General features: G+C 66.6%; 12 protein-coding genes. 4 read left to right on the top strand and 8 right to left on the bottom strand.

Annotated features, from left to right (window positions below; genetic code table 11):
• Window positions 1-32: 32 nt before the first annotated feature.
• Window positions 33-1,274, bottom strand: a complete 1,242-nt coding sequence (locus tag CEY08_RS08565; RefSeq protein WP_076817308.1) for an MFS transporter — start codon at window positions 1,272-1,274, stop codon at window positions 33-35.
• A 322-nt stretch (window positions 1,275-1,596) separates the two neighbouring features.
• Between CEY08_RS08565 and CEY08_RS08560 the strand changes: the two genes are divergently transcribed.
• Window positions 1,597-4,686, top strand: coding sequence for a WG repeat-containing protein (locus CEY08_RS08560; RefSeq protein WP_076818110.1), 3,090 nt, complete (start codon window positions 1,597-1,599; stop codon window positions 4,684-4,686).
• Window positions 4,683-7,553 (top strand): WG repeat-containing protein, encoded by a 2,871-nt coding sequence (locus CEY08_RS08555; protein WP_076817306.1) that lies wholly within the window; start codon window positions 4,683-4,685, stop codon window positions 7,551-7,553. The genes CEY08_RS08560 and CEY08_RS08555 overlap by 4 nt, the downstream gene beginning before the upstream one ends.
• 10 nt (window positions 7,554-7,563) lie before the next feature.
• Here CEY08_RS08555 and CEY08_RS08550 read toward each other — a convergent pair whose 3' ends face one another.
• Entirely contained in the window at window positions 7,564-8,424 is an 861-nt protein-coding gene (locus CEY08_RS08550) for an isocitrate lyase/PEP mutase family protein (protein WP_042795410.1), read from the bottom strand.
• A 103-nt stretch (window positions 8,425-8,527) separates the two neighbouring features.
• Between CEY08_RS08550 and CEY08_RS08545 the strand changes: the two genes are divergently transcribed.
• Complete coding sequence (locus CEY08_RS08545; RefSeq protein WP_076817304.1) at window positions 8,528-9,406, top strand: LysR family transcriptional regulator; 879 nt, start codon at window positions 8,528-8,530, stop codon at window positions 9,404-9,406.
• A gap of 14 nt (window positions 9,407-9,420) precedes the next feature.
• On the opposite strand, the gene CEY08_RS08540 is transcribed toward CEY08_RS08545, so the two are convergent.
• The 4 genes from CEY08_RS08540 to CEY08_RS08525 form a co-directional block, all read right to left on the bottom strand.
• A complete protein-coding gene (locus CEY08_RS08540) occupies window positions 9,421-10,236 on the bottom strand; it encodes a siderophore-interacting protein (RefSeq protein ID WP_076817301.1) in 816 nt (271 codons plus the stop codon).
• Window positions 10,237-10,258: 22 nt separating this feature from the next.
• Window positions 10,259-11,014: a PadR family transcriptional regulator gene (locus CEY08_RS30135; RefSeq protein ID WP_232033785.1), complete on the bottom strand. Its 756-nt coding sequence runs from the start codon at window positions 11,012-11,014 to the stop codon at window positions 10,259-10,261.
• Between the two features lie 63 nt (window positions 11,015-11,077).
• A complete protein-coding gene (locus CEY08_RS08530; RefSeq protein WP_076817299.1) occupies window positions 11,078-11,971 on the bottom strand; it encodes a DMT family transporter in 894 nt (297 codons plus the stop codon).
• 91 nt (window positions 11,972-12,062) lie between these two features.
• Window positions 12,063-12,953, bottom strand: coding sequence for a helix-turn-helix transcriptional regulator (locus tag CEY08_RS08525; protein WP_076817296.1), 891 nt, complete (start codon window positions 12,951-12,953; stop codon window positions 12,063-12,065).
• Window positions 12,954-13,050: 97 nt separating this feature from the next.
• Here CEY08_RS08525 and CEY08_RS08520 point away from each other — a divergent pair, with 97 nt between their 5' ends.
• On the top strand, window positions 13,051-14,523 hold the full coding sequence (locus tag CEY08_RS08520; RefSeq protein WP_232033784.1) for an MFS transporter: 1,473 nt from the start codon (window positions 13,051-13,053) through the stop codon (window positions 14,521-14,523).
• Window positions 14,524-14,525: 2 nt separating this feature from the next.
• Here CEY08_RS08520 and CEY08_RS08515 read toward each other — a convergent pair whose 3' ends face one another.
• Both CEY08_RS08515 and CEY08_RS08510 read right to left on the bottom strand, forming a co-directional pair.
• Window positions 14,526-15,299 (bottom strand): phytanoyl-CoA dioxygenase family protein, encoded by a 774-nt coding sequence (locus tag CEY08_RS08515; RefSeq protein WP_076817294.1) that lies wholly within the window; start codon window positions 15,297-15,299, stop codon window positions 14,526-14,528.
• 146 nt (window positions 15,300-15,445) lie between these two features.
• Window positions 15,446-16,546, bottom strand: a complete 1,101-nt coding sequence (locus tag CEY08_RS08510) for an AI-2E family transporter (RefSeq protein ID WP_042795418.1) — start codon at window positions 16,544-16,546, stop codon at window positions 15,446-15,448.
• Window positions 16,547-16,651 lie beyond the last annotated feature (105 nt).

Below are 16,651 nucleotides of genomic sequence, written 5' to 3'. Positions count from 1 at the left end.
TGCTGGCCGCCCCGTGCCGCGGCGAGCTTCTGCTAGCCTGCCGCACTGGCGGCGCCGACGCGCCGGATTTCGCGGTCGTCTATGGGCCAATGCAGCGCCGCCGACAGCACTCCCAGCGCCATCGCGCCCAGCCAGATCAGGTCATAGGACCCCGTGGCCTCGAACACCACGCCGCCCAGCCAGACGCCCAGGAAGGAACCTAGCTGGTGCCCAAAAAATACGAAGCCGAACAGGGTCGTGATGTAGCGCACGCCGAATACCTGGGAGATCAGGCCGTTGGTCAGCGGCACGGTGCCCAGCCAGACGAAACCCATGACTGCCGCAAACAGATAGACGGTCCATGACGACAGCGGCAACAGCACAAACAGCGCAATGGCAGCCGTGCGCAGCAGATAGATGCCGGCCAGCAGGTACTTACGGCGATGGCGGCCGCCCAGGACGCCGCAGACATAGGTACCCATGACGTTGGTCAACGCGATGATGGCCAGCGCCGCCACGGCATCGGACGCGCGCAAGCCCTTGTCCATCAGGTATGCCGGCAAGTGCGTGCCGATGAAGGCCAGCTGGAAGCCGCAGGCCAGGAAACCCAGGTTCAACAGCCAGAAGCCGGGCTGGGCGAAAGCTTCGCGTATGGCCTGCCGCATGGAGAGTCCCGCCTCGCCTGGTGACGCGCCCTGCTCCCGACGGTCGGACTCCCTCAGGGGCAACGCCAGAGGCAGCAACATGATCAGCAAGAGGGCGGACGACAGCAAGGCCGCAACCCAGCCCCAACCGCCGATCAGCCATTGAGCTGCCGGCACCATGGTGAACTGCCCCAATCCGCCCACCGCGCCCGCCACGCCCAGCGCCCAGCTGCGGCGTTCGGGCGCCACCAGCCGGCTGAGGGCGCCGTAGATCGCCGCAAAGGCGGTGCCTGACAACGCGATGCCGATGCATACGCCTGCCGTCCACAGGAATGCCGCTGGCGTCGCGGCATACGCCATGCCCGCCACGCCCAAGGCATAGAAAACCAATCCGCCCGCGATCACCTTGGCGGAGCCGTAGCGGTCGGCAATCATGCCGGTGAAGGGCTGGACCACCCCCCATGTCAGGTTCTGCACGGCCAACGCCATGGCGAAGGTCTCCCGGCTCCAGCCCCTGTCCATTGTCACGGGCAAGAGAAACAGCCCCTGCACGTGGCGCACGCCCAGCGCCAGGCCCATGATCACACCACCGGCCAGGACCAGCAGCCACAGCTGAGAAGCATTCAGGGAAGACTTGCGCGGGACAGGCATGACGAACCTCGTAAGTGGAACGTAGCCTCCATGCAGGCAGGCACCGGCGTCCATTACAGGGCGGCCGCGCCCGCGCATCAACCGATTATTTTTTGTCCGCTGCATGCCTTGCGGGAATGTCAGCGCGGGGTGGAAGCCAGCCTGGCCAGGCAGCATCGGTAGCCTGTTAACGCTTTGTTTTCTACAGTTACATTTACCACGTCATTGCCTGCGGACGCTGGTTACAGTGCTGCCTTCGCATCTTTCTTGGCAGGCATACGACCATGTGGCACGCCCAGCCCGGCCTTTACGTTTGCGCGGTTACAACCCGCGCCGCTACGCGATGAAGACCCCGCTCGCCCTTAAACCCCTGGCGCTGGCCGTGGCACTGGCCACCTTGCCTGCCCTGCCCAGCGTAGCGCTGGCCAGCTGGATGAACCGGTGCGCCCCCGGCTACAACGAATACCACGGCGCCGACCTGGAGTGCCAGTTGGCCTTCCACGACGGCCTGGCCGCCGTATTGACGGGGTCGGCCAACGATGACTCCGGACGCTGGGGCTATCTCGACAAGCAGGGCCGCATGGCCATCGCGCCCGCGTTCCAAGAGGCCAAGTCCTTCCAGAATGGCCTGGCCGCAGTTAGCCAGGACGGACTCTGGGGCTACATCGACAAGCAAGGCCGATGGGCCATCAAGCCACGCTTTTCGGAGGCTACGGGGTTCAACGCCGAAGGCACTGCTTTGGCCGAGGAACAGGGTCACGACGTGTTGATCGATCGCACCGGCCAGGTCGTCAAGACCTTCGAGCTGGGCACGCGCTCATGGGGATTCGAGCGAGGGCAGAAGCTGGCGTCCATGGAAATGCCCATGTCGCCGCGCCTGTTCAACACCGCGACCGGCAAGGCCGCAGCGCTGCCCGCCGGCGTGATGGCGCTGGCCGCGCCCAGCGGCGGCTATCTGCCCGCGCAGCTACGCGATTCGCGCTACGGCGGCTGGTGGGGCCTGCTGGACGAACAGGCGCGCTGGGCCGTCATGCCGGACGTGCTGCGCGCCCGCGAGCCCGCGCTGCGTGATGGCAACGTGCTGGCGGTGAGCCGGGACGACGGTTGGCAGTTCGTCGACACGCAAGGCAAGGCCATCCACGAGAAACGCTACGAGCATGTGCAGTTGGCCGGCCCCGGGCTGTGGCTGGTCAAACAGAAGGGCGCGGGCAAGGCACTGTTGCTGAACGGCAAGCTCGGCGTCCAGCATGCATTCAAGGGCGATTACATCGGACTGGACGAACGCGACGGCTGGGGCGTCATGATCGACGACGATGCCGTGCTGCTGATCGACCCCGCAGGCAAGTTCCGCAAGATAGACGCGCGCAATGGCCGCGTGCAGCTGAGCAACGGTCAGGCATGGGTGACGGCATCGCTGCCGCCGCGTGCTGGCGAGCTGGCGGTCGGTGCCGCCGATGCAGCAGCCGTGGCCGCCGATGCGGCTGCGACCGGCACGGCCGCCGCATCCGATGACGATGGCCCCGGAGAGGCAGTGGAGGCCTCGGCCGACGCGACGAGCGCCATGCCGGACGCGGAGGCGGCGGATGCTGCCGTTGCCGCCGTGGCTGTCGATGTGGCCACGCCTGCGGCGATGGACGCGGCTTCCGAGGCTGTGGCGGCCGCTGCGGAGGCCGCGGCGGATGCGACCAGCGCGGATGCTGCCCCCGACGCGGGCGGCGGCCTGCTGCAGATCTACACGCGCGAAGGCAAGCCGCTGCTGGATGCCGACACCATCGCGCGATTGCAGGATTACGACATCAGAGCCATTTCCGCCAGCGAGACCGCCCGTGGCCGCGCCACGGCGGACAGCTTGCCGCTGGCCGTGCTGCGCCCCCTGGACTACAAACAGCCTCTGGGCATCCTGACGTCCAAGGGCAAGATCGTGACCAATCCGGACTGGGAGGACATGTCCAGCCATGACGCGTCCATGCCGCTGCCGGTACGCGCCGCCAGCGGGAAGTACGGCGCGATCGATGCCGACGGCAACTGGTCGGTTCCCCCCCGCTACAGCGTCATCCGCCCGTTCCGCGGCGCCTACGCGCTGGCGGGCGCAGCGCGCAGCCGCAATGACAACGGCCTGGTGATCGACGCCCACGGCAAGGCCGTCGCAGTCCCCGCCGAGGTGCTGGACGGCGCCATACATTTCGACGGCGATCTGGTCCAATACCGCGCGCCGGACGAAAACCGCCAGAGCCGCTGGGGCATCTGGAACATCGCCAAGGGCGCGCCCGCGGTCAAGCCGGCTTATGAAAGCATGGAGAAGTTCGAGGACGACTGGGCCAAGGTCCAGCACCAGGACCGCTGGGGCGTGATGAATCGCGAGGGCAAATGGATAGTGCCCGCCACGCAGGAAAGTTCCTACAAGCTGGAGTACCTGGGCAACGGCCTCATGCTGGTCGAGGACAACGAGCCCGGAACGCGCAACCGCAGTTCGTTCGACACCCGCTACCGCCTGGTGAACCTGCGGACGGGAAAACCCAGCGAGCGTCTCACCGGCAAGCCGCAGCGCCTGGAGGACGGACGCTACCTGGGCGAGCTGACGGGCGGCGGAACCGTCGTGTTCGACGCCAATGGCGGCGCCGCGCGGGTTTCCGACGGACGGGCCAAGCGCCACGAGCTATACCAGCAGTGGCTCTATATCGAGCACGAAGACCGCAAGGGTGCCATCGACGCTCGCGGCAACATGAAGGTCCCCGCCATCTATGGCGAATTCAATCCCTTCTTCGCGCAGCCCGAGGGGCTGGCGCGCGCGTATACCGGGTCCAATTACCGACTGATCGACCAGGAAGGCAAGACGATGCTCTCCAAGCTGGGTGACGGTTCGCCGCTGGCATCCATGCAACGCATCGTGTTCCACGACTCGGAGAACTCCGTAAGCATCATGACGGACCTGCAGGGCCGTGAGATCACCCGCATCGACGGCACCTACAGCGTGGAGGACCATAGCGCGAACGAAGGCGTGGCGCCCTACCGCGGCAGCTCGGGCAACGGCAGGCAAGGCTTCATCAATGCCAGCGGCAAACGCATCGTGGGTCCGCATTTCGACTCGCTGGGCCCGCTGAACAATGGCCTCGCCGTGGCCCGCCGCCTGCAGTATTCCGGCAAGTTCTATGGCTACATCGACCTGACGGGACGCTACGCAATCCCGCCCGTCTTTACGTGGGCCGGCAACTTCAGCGAGGAACGCGCGCTGGTGCGCAGCAACTACCAGAGCCGGAACACGCAGTACATCGACACCAAAGGCGTGCCCATCGCCACGTTCACCGAAGTCTGCGACACGGTGACGATCCTGGACGACCAGGGCAGGATCACTTGGCCGCAACAGAAGATGGATTGCCCCGTGGCCGACAAGTTCGAACTCGCCCCCGACAACGCCAAAGCGGAACAACCATGAAGTCACGCGCGATACGCACCACCCGCCTTGCCTGCGCCCTGGCCGCGCTGGGCGCGTCCCTGTCGGCGCATGCGCAATACTCATATTGCATCGATGAAAAGCCCTATAGCGTAGCGGCCGACGACGATATCAGTCCCTACGCCAATGGCTGCATCCGTACGCTTGCGGACCAGCGCGCCGCGGTGCTGCTGCCATCCGCCCTGGTGAACATCAACCGCGTGCCACCCGATCAATCGCTGCGCCGCCATGCCTGGGGCTTCCTGGACCAGAACGGCCGGCTGGCGATTTCGCCCATCTTCGAAGCGGTGGGCGATTTCCGGCACGGTCTGGCCGCCGTGAAATGGCAGGGCAAATGGGGGTTTATCGACACCAAAGGCCGGATGGCGGTGCCACCACGCTATGACGCCGTGCAGGACTACGCCGAGATCGGCCTGGCCGTCGTCACGCAGGACGGCCGTTACCAACTGATCGACCGCAAGGGTCAACCCGTGGGCGAACCGCTGGACGAAAGCGTGCGGTCTTTGCATTTGGGCGCCGGCGTGCCGGCGCTGGCAACGGTCGAGTACAAGCCGGAGTATCGATCCAGCACCGGCGAACGCCGCTACAGCGACGCGGGCGTCAGCATCGTCAAGTCCTATGGCAACGGCCTGTACATCGCCATGAACGGGGAAGGACGGTATGGCCTGACGGACCGTGACTGGAAGTGGGTGGTGCAACCCGACTACCAGGATATCTCGGTGCCGGGTGAAGACGGTTCGATGGCCGTCGCCTACAGCGAAACCCGTGCGCTGCTGCTGGACCACGAAGGCAAGCCCGTGGGCGCGGACCAGGGCTACCGCAGCCTGATGCCCGTGACCAAGGCATTCTGGAGCGCCGAGCTCAGCCGCAATTCCTATGTGGTGCTGGATAGCGGCGGCAAGCCCGTCATTACGCTCAAGTCCGCCGAAGCGCAGGAATCGCAGCGTTACGGCGATGCCATCGTCTACCCCTCGGGCGGCAAGCAGATGGCGCTGATTCCAGGCCGCTCGGAACCGCTGACGCTGGGCGCGGGCCTGTTCGTGGCGGAGAACCAGAATGGCTATGTGCTGTTCTCGAACGAGGAACGCGTCCCCGTGGGCCTGCTGACGCCCATGGGCAATTGGCTGCATGGCGAAACCGCTCCCGCCTGGGTCAAGGACATCGGCAGAATGGTGGTCAGCCAGGGCAAGCTGTGGCTGTTCAAGCAGGAAGGCGAACTGCTCAACGTGCTGGATGACGAGGGCCGCGCCTTGCTCAAGCCAGAAACGGTCGAGGCCGCCAAGAGCCGCTCGCTCAAGGAACTACCGCTGGACTTGCCCGGCAGTGCGCTGGGCCTGCTTGCCCAGGATCACTGTCAGTGCGCCGAAGGCGGCGCGGGCCTGCTGCTGGCCGACGGCGGCATCGCGTCCGACCCGGGCTGGAGCAACATCATCCCGCTGGACGGATCCGACGAAGACTATGGCTTGCAGGCCGAGGCGGAGGCGGCCGGACTCAAGGCTGAACAGCTGCGCTATGCCGCGCAGACCGCCGATGGCCTGCTGCTGCTGGATGCCATGGGCAAGCCCATGGACCTGCCCGTGCAGCAACATATCGGGCCGTTCCGTCATGGCTATGCGCAGGCTTACGCCGGCGGCGCGAGCCGCATGCTGGACCGCAGCGGAAAGACCTACGACCTGCCCCGCGACTTCTTTGAGGCACAGATCGTCGCTCCCGGCGTCGTCCGTTTCCTCAAGACCGCGGCGGAAGGCTCGCCTTGGGGCCTGTACGACTTCGTTGCCGGCAAGGAAATCGCCGCGCCCGCGTTCCAGGACATCGGCATCTTCCAGGACGGACAGGCTGTCGCTTCGCTGGGCCAGGACCGCGTCGGGATCATAGACCTGCAAGGCAAGTGGATCGTGCCTCCCAGCCACCACAGCGCCGAACGCATTACCGCCCAGGTCTGGAAGCTGCGCCAGGCCGGCCCCCAGCAAAACGAGTATGAGCGCCCCGCCGCCGTCTTCAATGCGCAGGGCCGCGCGCTGACCGCCTTCCGGCCCAAGCTCTCGGTCGGCGTGGATAGCGACGGCTCGATCGCGGCAAGCGACGACCAGCGCCGCTGGGTCATTACGCCCGACGGTTCCGACGCGGTGGACATGGAAGACGCGGACTACGTGCGCATGGGCGACTGGACGATACTGCGCCGCGCGCCCCGCAGCGGCTACCTGGACGACCAAGGGCAATGGCGGATCAAGCCTTTTTCCGCCGTCGCCGGCACCTTCCGTGGCGCACCCGCCCGCGCCCTGCTCACGGGCGAGGACGGCCCGCGCCTGATCGACGACCAGGGCAAGATCGTGACCGCCCTGCCCGCCGGCGAATGGCGCTGGCCGCAGGGCTCCGATATGCTGCTGCGGCACTATTACTCGGGCAACCGGGAGATGACCGACTACACCGGCCTGGACGGCAAGAAGCGCCTCTCTGTCGAAGGCCATGCATCGGGATTTTCGGAAGGACGCGCCGTGGCGCGCGTGTCCAACCGGGGCATGCGCGCCGTGGACGACAAGGGCGCTTTGACTGGCCCCGCGTTCGACTCGCTCGGTCCGCTGCGCGAAGGCCTGGCTCCGGTCGGCGTGGACAGCGGTTATGGCTACGTGGACGCCCAAGGCAAGATGGCGATTGCCGCCGATTACCGGGTGGTCGCCCCATTCCAGAATGGCCGCGCCGTCGTGTCCACGCTGGACGCGTCGATGATCATCGACCCGACCGGCAGGCAGGTCGCGCGCGTGGAAATGGAATGCGGCGTGCGCACGCTGTACGGTTCGCACAACCAGCGGCTGTGGCCATTGAGCCTGCCCAGCCGCTGCGCCCGCTGAGGGCGCGCGCCTATTGCGCGTCCAGCGCCAGATAGCGGCGCGTCTGTACGATCTCTTCCCGCTCCTTGAAGCTGGTGAGCTGATCGGACAGCGCGCTGCTGTCGCCTGTCTGCCTGATCGCGGCGAGCGTGGCCTGCATGGCGTGGATGGCGGCGCGCTGCAGATCCGACGGTATGATCGCCAACCGGTAACCCATGGCCGCCAGGTCGGCCAGTGGCGTGAGCGGCGTCTTGCCGCCATAGAACATATTGATGAGCTTCAGGCCCGGCAAGCGCTCGGCGATGGCGCGAATCTGCTCCAGCGTCTCGGGCGCCTCCACGAAAATCATGTCCGCGCCCGCCTTCAAGTAGCGTTCGGCGCGAGACAACGCGGCCTCGAAGCCTTCCACGGCGATCGCATCGGTGCGAGCGATGACCAAGGCGTCGGCATCGCTGAGGGTCTGGCGCGCGATGTGCACCTTGCGGCACATTTCCTCGGCGTCCACCAGGCTCTTGTCATCCAGATGGCCGCAGCGCTTGGGGAAGGACTGATCTTCGATATGGAAGGCGGCCACGCCGGCCCGTTCCATGATGCGCACGGTGCGCTCCACGTTGGCGGACCCGCCAAAACCGGTATCGGCATCAGCCACCACCGGCAGGCCGCTGGCGTCCACGATCTTCTCAACCCGGTCCATCACTTCGGTAAAGCTCAACAAACCGATGTCCGGATAGCCGGCGGCGCGCGCGATGGCCCCGCCACTGGCGTAGACGGCGGAAAAACCCGCGGCCGCCACCAGGCGGGCTGACATGCCGTCATAGGCGCCGGGCGCCACGACAATGTCACGCGCCAGGTGCTGGCGCAGCAAAGTGCTGGATTTGAGGGGGGCAGTCATGCGGATTCCTTTGCGGAGGTCGTCGATGTATGCATGATCGGCGCCTCGCAATAGAATGTCCAATATATGGAAAATAGATAATTAATACTTTTAAAGTACGGATATGGAACTGCGCCACCTGCGTTATTTCGTCGCCACCGCCGAGGCCCAGCACTTCACGCGCGCCGCTGAACAGCTGGGCATGGCTCAGCCGCCGCTGTCGCAGCAGATCCGCCAGCTGGAACAGGAAGTCGGCACGCCGTTGTTCGACCGCAGCGGACGGGGTGTCGTGCTGAACGACGCCGGCCGCGCCTTTCTTGCCTGCGCCCAGGACATCCTCCGGCGCGCGGACGCCGCCGTACAGACAGCGCAGCGCGCCGCCCGCGGTGAAGTCGGCGAGCTAACGTTGGGGTTCACGGAGTCCGCGTCTTTCAGCGGCGTGGTGACCGAGCTGATCCGGCAATACCGGCAGCGGTATCCCGACGTGGAAATGACGCTGTCGCAGGGGGATAGTGAAACGCTGGTGGCGCAACTGCGCAGCGGCGCGATCGACGCGGCCTTCGTGCGGCCGCCCTTCGCGCTTGATGGCGGCCTTGCGTTCACGCAATTGGTGGAAGAGCCGCTGGTGGTGGCGCTGCCGCTGGGGCATCCGCTGGCGCGGCGCAAGCGGCTCGCGCCCGCCGACCTGGAACTGGAGCGCTTCATCCTGTATTCACGCAAATCGGGCTACGGACTCAGCGCCGACATCATGGCGGCCTGCCGCCAACATGGCCTGAATCCGCAGATCGGCCAACGCGCGCCGCAACTGTCATCGGCCGTGAATCTGGTGGCAGCGGGCATGGGCGTGGCCGTCGTACCGGAGTCGCTGCGCCATCTGCGTCCTGACGGCGTCGTCTACCGCCCCTTCGCGCTGGACTGGCCGCGCGCGGTGTTGGGCCTGGCGGTGCGCCAGCAAGGCGCGGGCGGACGCGTGCGCAATCTGCTGGCCTTGGCGGGCGGCTGAAAGCTCGTGGCGGATCAACCTTCGTGCGATTCGTGCACGGCCACGGCGCCACGCTTCCAATAGCTGGCGGCACGTATGCGGGTCTTGTCGACGCCGTGCTGCATCACCATGATTTCCCGCACGGCCTTGGCAGCCGCGGATTCCGCGGCAACCCAGGCATAGCCTTCGCCAGGCGGCAACACCAGGTCGCGCGCCGCTTCCAGCAGCAAGGTGCTATACCCGGCGGCCGTGCCATTGCGGTGCAGCCAGCGTACGGAAGCCTGCGCCTGGGTCGCCAGCGGGATCTCGTTGGAGGCGTCTGGCACTTCGATCACCACCAGCGCCTGCGTCGTGGCCGGCAGTTCTTCCAGGCGGCGCGCAATGGCGGGCAAGGCGGTCTCGTCGCCAATCAGCACATGCCAGTCGAAGCCTTTGGGCACGACGAAAGAGCCGCGCGGCCCGCCTATGCCCAGCAGCTGGCCGGGCCGCGCCTGTTCGGCCCAGGTAGAGGCAGGACCATCGCCGTGCAGGACGAAATCGATTACGAGTTCCTTGCGCGCCGCGTCGAAATAGCGCGGCGTGTAGTCGCGTGCGGCGGGCTTGGGCGCGTCGTCGGGAAACTTGATGCCATCCGCGCTGGCGAGCGGCAGGACCGGCGGCAAGGAAGGATCGGCAGGGAAAAACAGCTTCACGTGGTCGTCGAACGAGGCGGACACGAAGTCCTCCAGCTCGTCGCCAGTGAAAGTAATGCGGGCCAGCAGGCCGGCAATGCGCTCGACATTGGCCACGGTCAACGTGCGCATCTTCAGGTTGTGGCGGACGCGTTCGACATTCAGGTCGTTGCGGGTCATGGAAACTCCGGAAATGAGGTCATCAGGAACAGCTCTTGGCTGTGATTTCCGCGGTGGCGCGGGCCAGGATGGCCGCAATGCGCCGCTGCTCCGCGGGTGAGGCATCGGTGCGGTCCAGCAGCGCGCGCTTGAGCTCCTGGCGCGCCGCCACGAATTCCGGCAGCCAGCCGGTGGCGGTGTCCTCGCCTTCCGGGCCGACGCTGCGCGGCTGGCCGCTCCATGCCTGACGCATCCAGTCCATCTTGCGCGCCACGTGCTTGAGCTTGTTGAACATCAACGCCAGGCGTTCACGGTTGCCCTCCAGATGGACGCGCCCCGGCTCCGCCAGGTGATAGCGCTTTTTCGCGCCCTCTTGTTCCACCGTGGCGTAGCCCAGCTCTTCCAGATAGGTCAAGGCGGGATACACCATGCCGGGGCTGGGCGTGTAGAAGCCGTTGCTAAGTGCGCCGAGGGCCTTGATCAGTTCGTAGCCATGGCTGGGGTTCTTTTCCAGCAGCCCCAGCAGCATGAGCTGCAGATCGTCGGCAGAGACCTTGCGGCTGCGGGTCCAAGCGCGGCCGTCGTCGCCGAAGCCGCCCCCGAAGCCGCCGCCTTCGCCGTGCTCGCCGCCTGGACCCGAAAACCAGTCACCGCCCGCGCCGGCGTGGCGCTGATGGTGCGCATGGCCCTCGCCATGGTGGCGGTGGTGTTGTGCGTGGGAATGGGAATGGCCGTGGCGGCCCGGCTGCTTCTGGCGGGCACGGCGCACGAATGCGGTAAGAAATTGGGCATCACGCATGGTTGACCTCCGGTTTGTATCTTACGATATATATCTTACGATATACCCGTGAGCGTCCGGGCGTCAAGCGCGGCGTTCGATCATCCCTGCGGCGATACCGGTCACGATGAGCGCCATGCCCATCAGCAGCGAAGCGTTGACAGGCTCATGCAGGACCACGGCGGAACACAGCAGCCCGAATACCGGTACGCCCAGCAGCCCGATGGACGTGACGCCCGCGGGCAACGACCGGTTCACGTTCACCGCGGCCCAGTGGGCCACCGCGATGCCGAACACGCCTGCATAGCCCAGCAGCCAGCCCAAGTCCGCGTCCCAAGCCACCCGGGGCGCGCCTTCGGCGGCATAGGCCACGATGCACAACACAGCGGAAGCCAGCAGCGCCTGCCAAAGCGCCAATTCAAAGGGCGGAGTCACCCAACGATGAGCGCGCACATAGACGATGTTGGCCGCCCAGCACAGCGCCGCCAGCAGGATCAGGCCATTGCCGTACAGCGCGTCGCGGTTGCTCCAGTCGAAGGCCAGGGGATTGAAAATAACGAGCACGCCCAGCAGACCCAGGACCAGCCCTGCCCGCCTGGCGCGCCTGACGGGTTCGCCCAGGAAGAGCCAGGCTCCCGGGATCACCCACAACGGCGTGGTGTAGGCCAGCACCGCCGACCGGCCCGCCGGCACGTACAACATGCCCAGGCTGACCAGCGCGGCAAAGGCGCCCATGTGCAGCAGCCCCACGCTGAGGATCACGGGGATGTCGGCCTTGACCGGCCACGCCACGCGGCGCAGCGCCAGCCCCAGCGCCAGCAGCGCGGCAGTGCCCACGATGCTGCGCGCGGCCGCCGCCCAGATGGGCGTCATGTAATCCAGCAGCAACTTGTTGACGATCCAGGTGAAGCCCCAGGCCAGCACCACCACGCACAGCAGCAGGAGGGCATGGCGGCGGGAAAGCGCATTGGAGAACATGAGCGGCAGGCCTGTCCGCCAGGACGCGGCAGTATGAAGAAGACCCGACTATAGGAGCCGGCCGTCATGCGTCCGTAGACCCACGGCGCGCCTATTCCCTGGTGCCACGCCCGGATTGCGGCCGAGAAGCCTGGCGGGTGCGGAGCCAGCGCTCGAAGGCCTCCGCCTTCGGTTCATCCGGCGCCGGCGCATAGACCACCAGCCGCAAGTGCCGGCTTTCGTCCACGGACAAGGTGGAATGCTCGAACGCCAAGGCCCCCAGCGGAGGCACCCGCAGGCTGCGCAGGCCCATGCAGGACCCATGCACATCGTGTACGCGCCACAGGGCCTTGAAGTCCGGCGACACCCGTTCGAGTTCGTCCACCAGTTCCGCCACGTCCGGCGCCTGTCCCGCGCTGGCGAAATCGCGCCGGAAGGTGGAAAGCATGGCGGGCGCTTGAGCCTGCCAGTCCACGAACAGTTCGCGCATCGCCGGGTCCGCGAACAACATCCACAACAGGTTTCTGCGCCCCGCCGCCTGCGCCGAAAAATTGAACACGCGGTCCGCGGCGGCATTCCACACCACGACATCCCAGCGCAGGTTCAGGATGTAGGCGGGACGCGCCGGCAGATCGTCCATCAGGCGGCGCACCTGCGCAGGCACCGTGCACCATGTGCGCCCCGGTTCGGACGGCGGACGCTGGTGCGCCAGCAGGTAGAGGTGCCGACGTTCCGCGGCGTCCAGTTTCAGGACGCGCGCGAGGTTTTCCAGAAAACCGGCCGACACACTGATGTTGCGCCCTTGTTCGAACCAGGTGTACCAGGCCAGGCCCACGCCAGCCAACGCGGCCACTTCCTCGCGGCGCAATCCCGGTGTGCGCCTGCGTCCCGCGGCGGGCAGTCCGAGTTGGGCGGGAGTCAGCCGTTCGCGGCGCAGGCGCAGGAACTCGGACAGGTCGGCGCGGGTGCGCTCCAGACGCTTGGGGGCTTCAGTCGCGGTCATGAGTCTATTGCACGTTGTAATAGCATAAACAGCTAAATTGTATAAGGCTAAAAGCCTCTCCAGAATAGCGCTCATCCTGACTCCGATGGCGCTTTCCATGACTTCCTCGACGCTCCTCCGCCCTGGTCTCCGGGCCGCATCACAGCCCGCGATGGGCCGGCTGGGCCTGGCCGTGCTGCTGTCCGGCGGCTTCATTACGATCTTCGATCTGTTCGTCGTAAACGTTGCCATACCGAGCATGCAGTCCACCTTGTCTGCCAGCTTCGCGCAGATCAGCTTCATCATCGCGGCCTACGAATTGGCCTATGGCGTATTGCTGATCGCCGGCAGCCGGCTGGGCGACCGCCACGGGCGGCGGCGACTGTTCATGCTGGGCATGGCCGCGTTCGCACTGGCCTCGGCGCTATGCGGACTGGCCCCCACGGCGGACGCACTGATCGCCGCGCGCATCCTGCAAGGCATGGCGGCGGCCATGCTGTTTCCCCAGGTGTACGCGCTGATCCGCGTCAGCTATCAAGGTCATGAGCGGCGCCGCGCGTTCGGCCTATTGGGCATGACCCTGGGCTTGGCGGCCATTGCCGGACAGGTGCTGGGCGGCTGGATCGTGCATGCAGACCTGTTTGGCCTGGCATGGCGCAGCATCTTCCTGATCAACGTGCCGCTGGGCTTGCTGGCGTGGCGGCTGGCGCGCCATATCCCGGAATCGCGCGAGCCTGCGAGTGCCGCGATGGACTGGCCCGGCGCGGCGCTGGTGGGCGCCGGCCTGGCCTTGCTGCTGCTGGCACTGATCGAAGGCCCGCCGCGGCATTGGCCGGCATGGACAGTGGCTTGCAGCGTGGCGGCTGTTACCACGCTGGCGCTGTTCGTCCATCTGCAACGCCGCATCGCCGCCCGCGGCGGCGCTCCGCTGGTGGACATGGCCTTGCTGGCCCAGCCGCGCTTCGCGGCGGGTTGCCTGCTGGTGATGCTGGTGTTCTCGACCGCGAGCGCAATGTTTCTTTGCTACGCGCTGCTGGTGCAGACAGGCTTCGGGCTGGACGCCCTGACGGCGGGCCTGATCTTTGCGCCCGCCAGCGTGGGCTTCGTAGCGGGATCGCTGGCGGCGCCGCGCCTGGTCGCAAGCTTCGGCACGCGCGCCATCGCGGTGGCCGCGCTGTTGTACGGCGGCGCGACGGCAACGTTGATGCTGCAGGTGGATGCGGCCGGCGCGAGCCTGGCCCCGTGGTCATTGTTGCCGGCGCTGGTGTGGCTGGGCGCCGCCCAGGGCGCCGTCAATACGCCGCTGGTGAACCTGGCGCTGGGCCTGGTGGACGACCGCCAGGCCGGCATGGCCGCGGGCGTGGTGTCGACTCTGCAGCAAGTGGGTGCGGCGCTGGGGGTGTCGGCCGCAGGCCTGCTGTTTTCCGGCACGCTGGCCGCGCATGCCGATGTCAGCGCCGCAGAACGCCATGCGCGCGCATTCGCCAGCGCCATGCAGTTCAACGTTGCCGCGATCCTGGCTGCGTCGGCCATCCTGTGGTGGCTGGGCCGGCGCGCGCGGGCGACCGGCCCAGGCCGGGAGCCGTCGTAAGTTCAGACGATCCAGGTGAGCGGCACGCCCGGCTGGCTTGCCGAGCGCGTGCCCGCCACGGGATGGCAGGATTGCGGGTGATACGTGTGCACCACCGACAGCTTCACGCGGTCGCTGCTATTGCCCTGGGCCGCGTGCAAGGTGCGGCAATGGAAGAACACCACGTCGCCCGCCTGCAACTCGGGGCAGACCGCGCGAGCGATCCACTCGGCATTCTGGGGCGCGTCGTCGCGGAAGAATTTCTGCTCGTCGTATTGCTCGGGCGCGAAAGCTGCCGCGTGCGACCCCGGGATGAACGACAACCCGCCATTGGCGCGGGTTTCCGGCCCCAGCGCCAGCCAACAGGACACCAGGTCCGTATCGGAAAACGACCAATAGCGGATGTCCTGGTGCCAGCCCGTGAGACTGCCGTAGGCGGGGTGCTTGGTCATCACACAGTTGTGGTGCACGGTGGACAGCACGGGCGTTTCACCGAAGTAGCGCCCCAGCCACTGGCCTATGCGCGTGTCGGTGGCCCATTGCGCGAACAGCGGGTCGCGGGCATAGGCGTTCAGGAGGCGGCGCACGGTCAGCCCGCCTTCAGCGGCGCGCGATTCGGGCGCGCCGGGATAGCGCAGATCCGCTTCGTATTCGATGGGCGCGATATGCTCGCGCAAATGGCGCTCGGCCACGGCGCGCAGCGCCGATACTTGTTCCGGGCTGGCGAACTGGCGCGCCACCACGAAGCCCTGCTCTCGCAGGACGGCTATCTGATCATCAGGCAACAACCCGGACATCTCGATCCTCACACCCCGCGGCGTAAGCTGCAAAGCGTCTGCGAATGCGCAGGCGCGCACCGGACCAGGGCCGGCATACGCGGGGACGGCTAGATTACCAAAACGCGCTCAGGGCTTGCGCCAAGCCCGCGCTGCGCGCATGGCATTCAAGCGGCCGGAGGCTGGGCGGGCGGATTGATGCGGGCGGCGTCGCGTTCCTGTACTTCGTGGTGCACCCATTCGCGCCATACCGCCACCAGCAGGGCCATCAGCACCGGCCCCACGAACAGCCCGACGATGCCCATCGTCTTGACGCCCCCCACCAGGCCGAAGAAGGTCGGCAGGAAAGGCAGCTTGACCGGCCCGCCTACCAGCCGCGGGCGCAGGGTCTTGTCGACGATGAAGAGTTCCACGCTGCCCCAGACCATCAGCGCGATGCCCGCCACCAGGTGGCCTGAGCCCACCAGGTACAGCGACACCAGGGTGAAGGACAACGGCGCGCCGCCGGGTATCAGGGCCATGAAGCCCGTGACCACGCCCAGCAGCACGGGCGATGGCACGCCTGCCACCCAATAGGCGATGCCCAACACCACGCCTTCGCCCAGGGCGATCAGGCCCATGCCGGTAACGGTGGAGTTGATGGTGGCCGGCACCACGCGCGAGAACCGTTGCCACCGCGCGGGCAGGATGCGTTCGCCCAGCACGTCCAGCTGCGCCACCATGCGGATGCCGTCCTTGTAGACGAAGAACAGCGTGATCAGCATGAAGAGGACGGTCAGCAGCAGCTGGAACACGTTGCCCGTGGCGGCCAGGACCATGCGGTAGATATTGCCCAGATGCTCGCCGCTGACGGCCTCGACCAGCGCGCCCAAGGCGTGGGGCTGGCCGATATAGTTTTCCCAGTACTGGCCCAGGCGCTCGCCCACGACGGGCATGGAGGTGATCCAGTTGGGCACGGCCACGCCGTGGCGGTTGGCCGCGATCGCCCAGGCGAAGAACGCACTGGCTTCCTTGATGGCGTAGGACAGCGCCAGCGACATCGGCACGATCAGCACGACGATCACGACCAGCAGCGCCAATGAGGCTGCCAGCGCAGTGCGGCCGCCGCAACGCGCGACCAGGCGTTGGTACAGCGGCCAACTGGCCAGGCCGATGATGAGCGCCGCAAGCGCGGGGACGAGGAAACCGCTAAGGAAGTACACCCCCGCCAACAGCACGAGCAACAAAAGCCAACGGGCGATCAGGTAAGCGGGTAGTACAGGCTGCATGGAGCGGATCGACAGTAAGTGCGTTGTAGGCTTTGACTGTCGGACTATACAGACGTTTCATGCAATTCGAGGGACACAAGGCCTGTATTTACTACGGGGTTTCCC

Source organism: Achromobacter insolitus (assembly GCF_002209555.1).
Classification (GTDB): Bacteria; Pseudomonadota; Gammaproteobacteria; order Burkholderiales; family Burkholderiaceae_B; genus Achromobacter; species Achromobacter insolitus.
Note: the sequence above shows the minus strand (reverse complement) of the source record. Positions and strands in the feature narration are given on the sequence as shown.

Coding starts and splice junctions, on each gene's coding strand:
- CEY08_RS08565 (WP_076817308.1), bottom strand. CDS start 1,274: ATGCCTGTCCCGCGCAAGTCTTCCCTGAATGCTTCTCAGCTGTGGCTG.
- CEY08_RS08560 (WP_076818110.1), top strand. CDS start 1,597: ATGAAGACCCCGCTCGCCCTTAAACCCCTGGCGCTGGCCGTGGCACTG.
- CEY08_RS08555 (WP_076817306.1), top strand. CDS start 4,683: ATGAAGTCACGCGCGATACGCACCACCCGCCTTGCCTGCGCCCTGGCC.
- CEY08_RS08550 (WP_042795410.1), bottom strand. CDS start 8,424: ATGACTGCCCCCCTCAAATCCAGCACTTTGCTGCGCCAGCACCTGGCG.
- CEY08_RS08545 (WP_076817304.1), top strand. CDS start 8,528: ATGGAACTGCGCCACCTGCGTTATTTCGTCGCCACCGCCGAGGCCCAG.
- CEY08_RS08540 (WP_076817301.1), bottom strand. CDS start 10,236: ATGACCCGCAACGACCTGAATGTCGAACGCGTCCGCCACAACCTGAAG.
- CEY08_RS30135 (WP_232033785.1), bottom strand. CDS start 11,014: ATGCGTGATGCCCAATTTCTTACCGCATTCGTGCGCCGTGCCCGCCAG.
- CEY08_RS08530 (WP_076817299.1), bottom strand. CDS start 11,971: ATGTTCTCCAATGCGCTTTCCCGCCGCCATGCCCTCCTGCTGCTGTGC.
- CEY08_RS08525 (WP_076817296.1), bottom strand. CDS start 12,953: ATGACCGCGACTGAAGCCCCCAAGCGTCTGGAGCGCACCCGCGCCGAC.
- CEY08_RS08520 (WP_232033784.1), top strand. CDS start 13,051: ATGACTTCCTCGACGCTCCTCCGCCCTGGTCTCCGGGCCGCATCACAG.
- CEY08_RS08515 (WP_076817294.1), bottom strand. CDS start 15,299: ATGTCCGGGTTGTTGCCTGATGATCAGATAGCCGTCCTGCGAGAGCAG.
- CEY08_RS08510 (WP_042795418.1), bottom strand. CDS start 16,546: ATGCAGCCTGTACTACCCGCTTACCTGATCGCCCGTTGGCTTTTGTTG.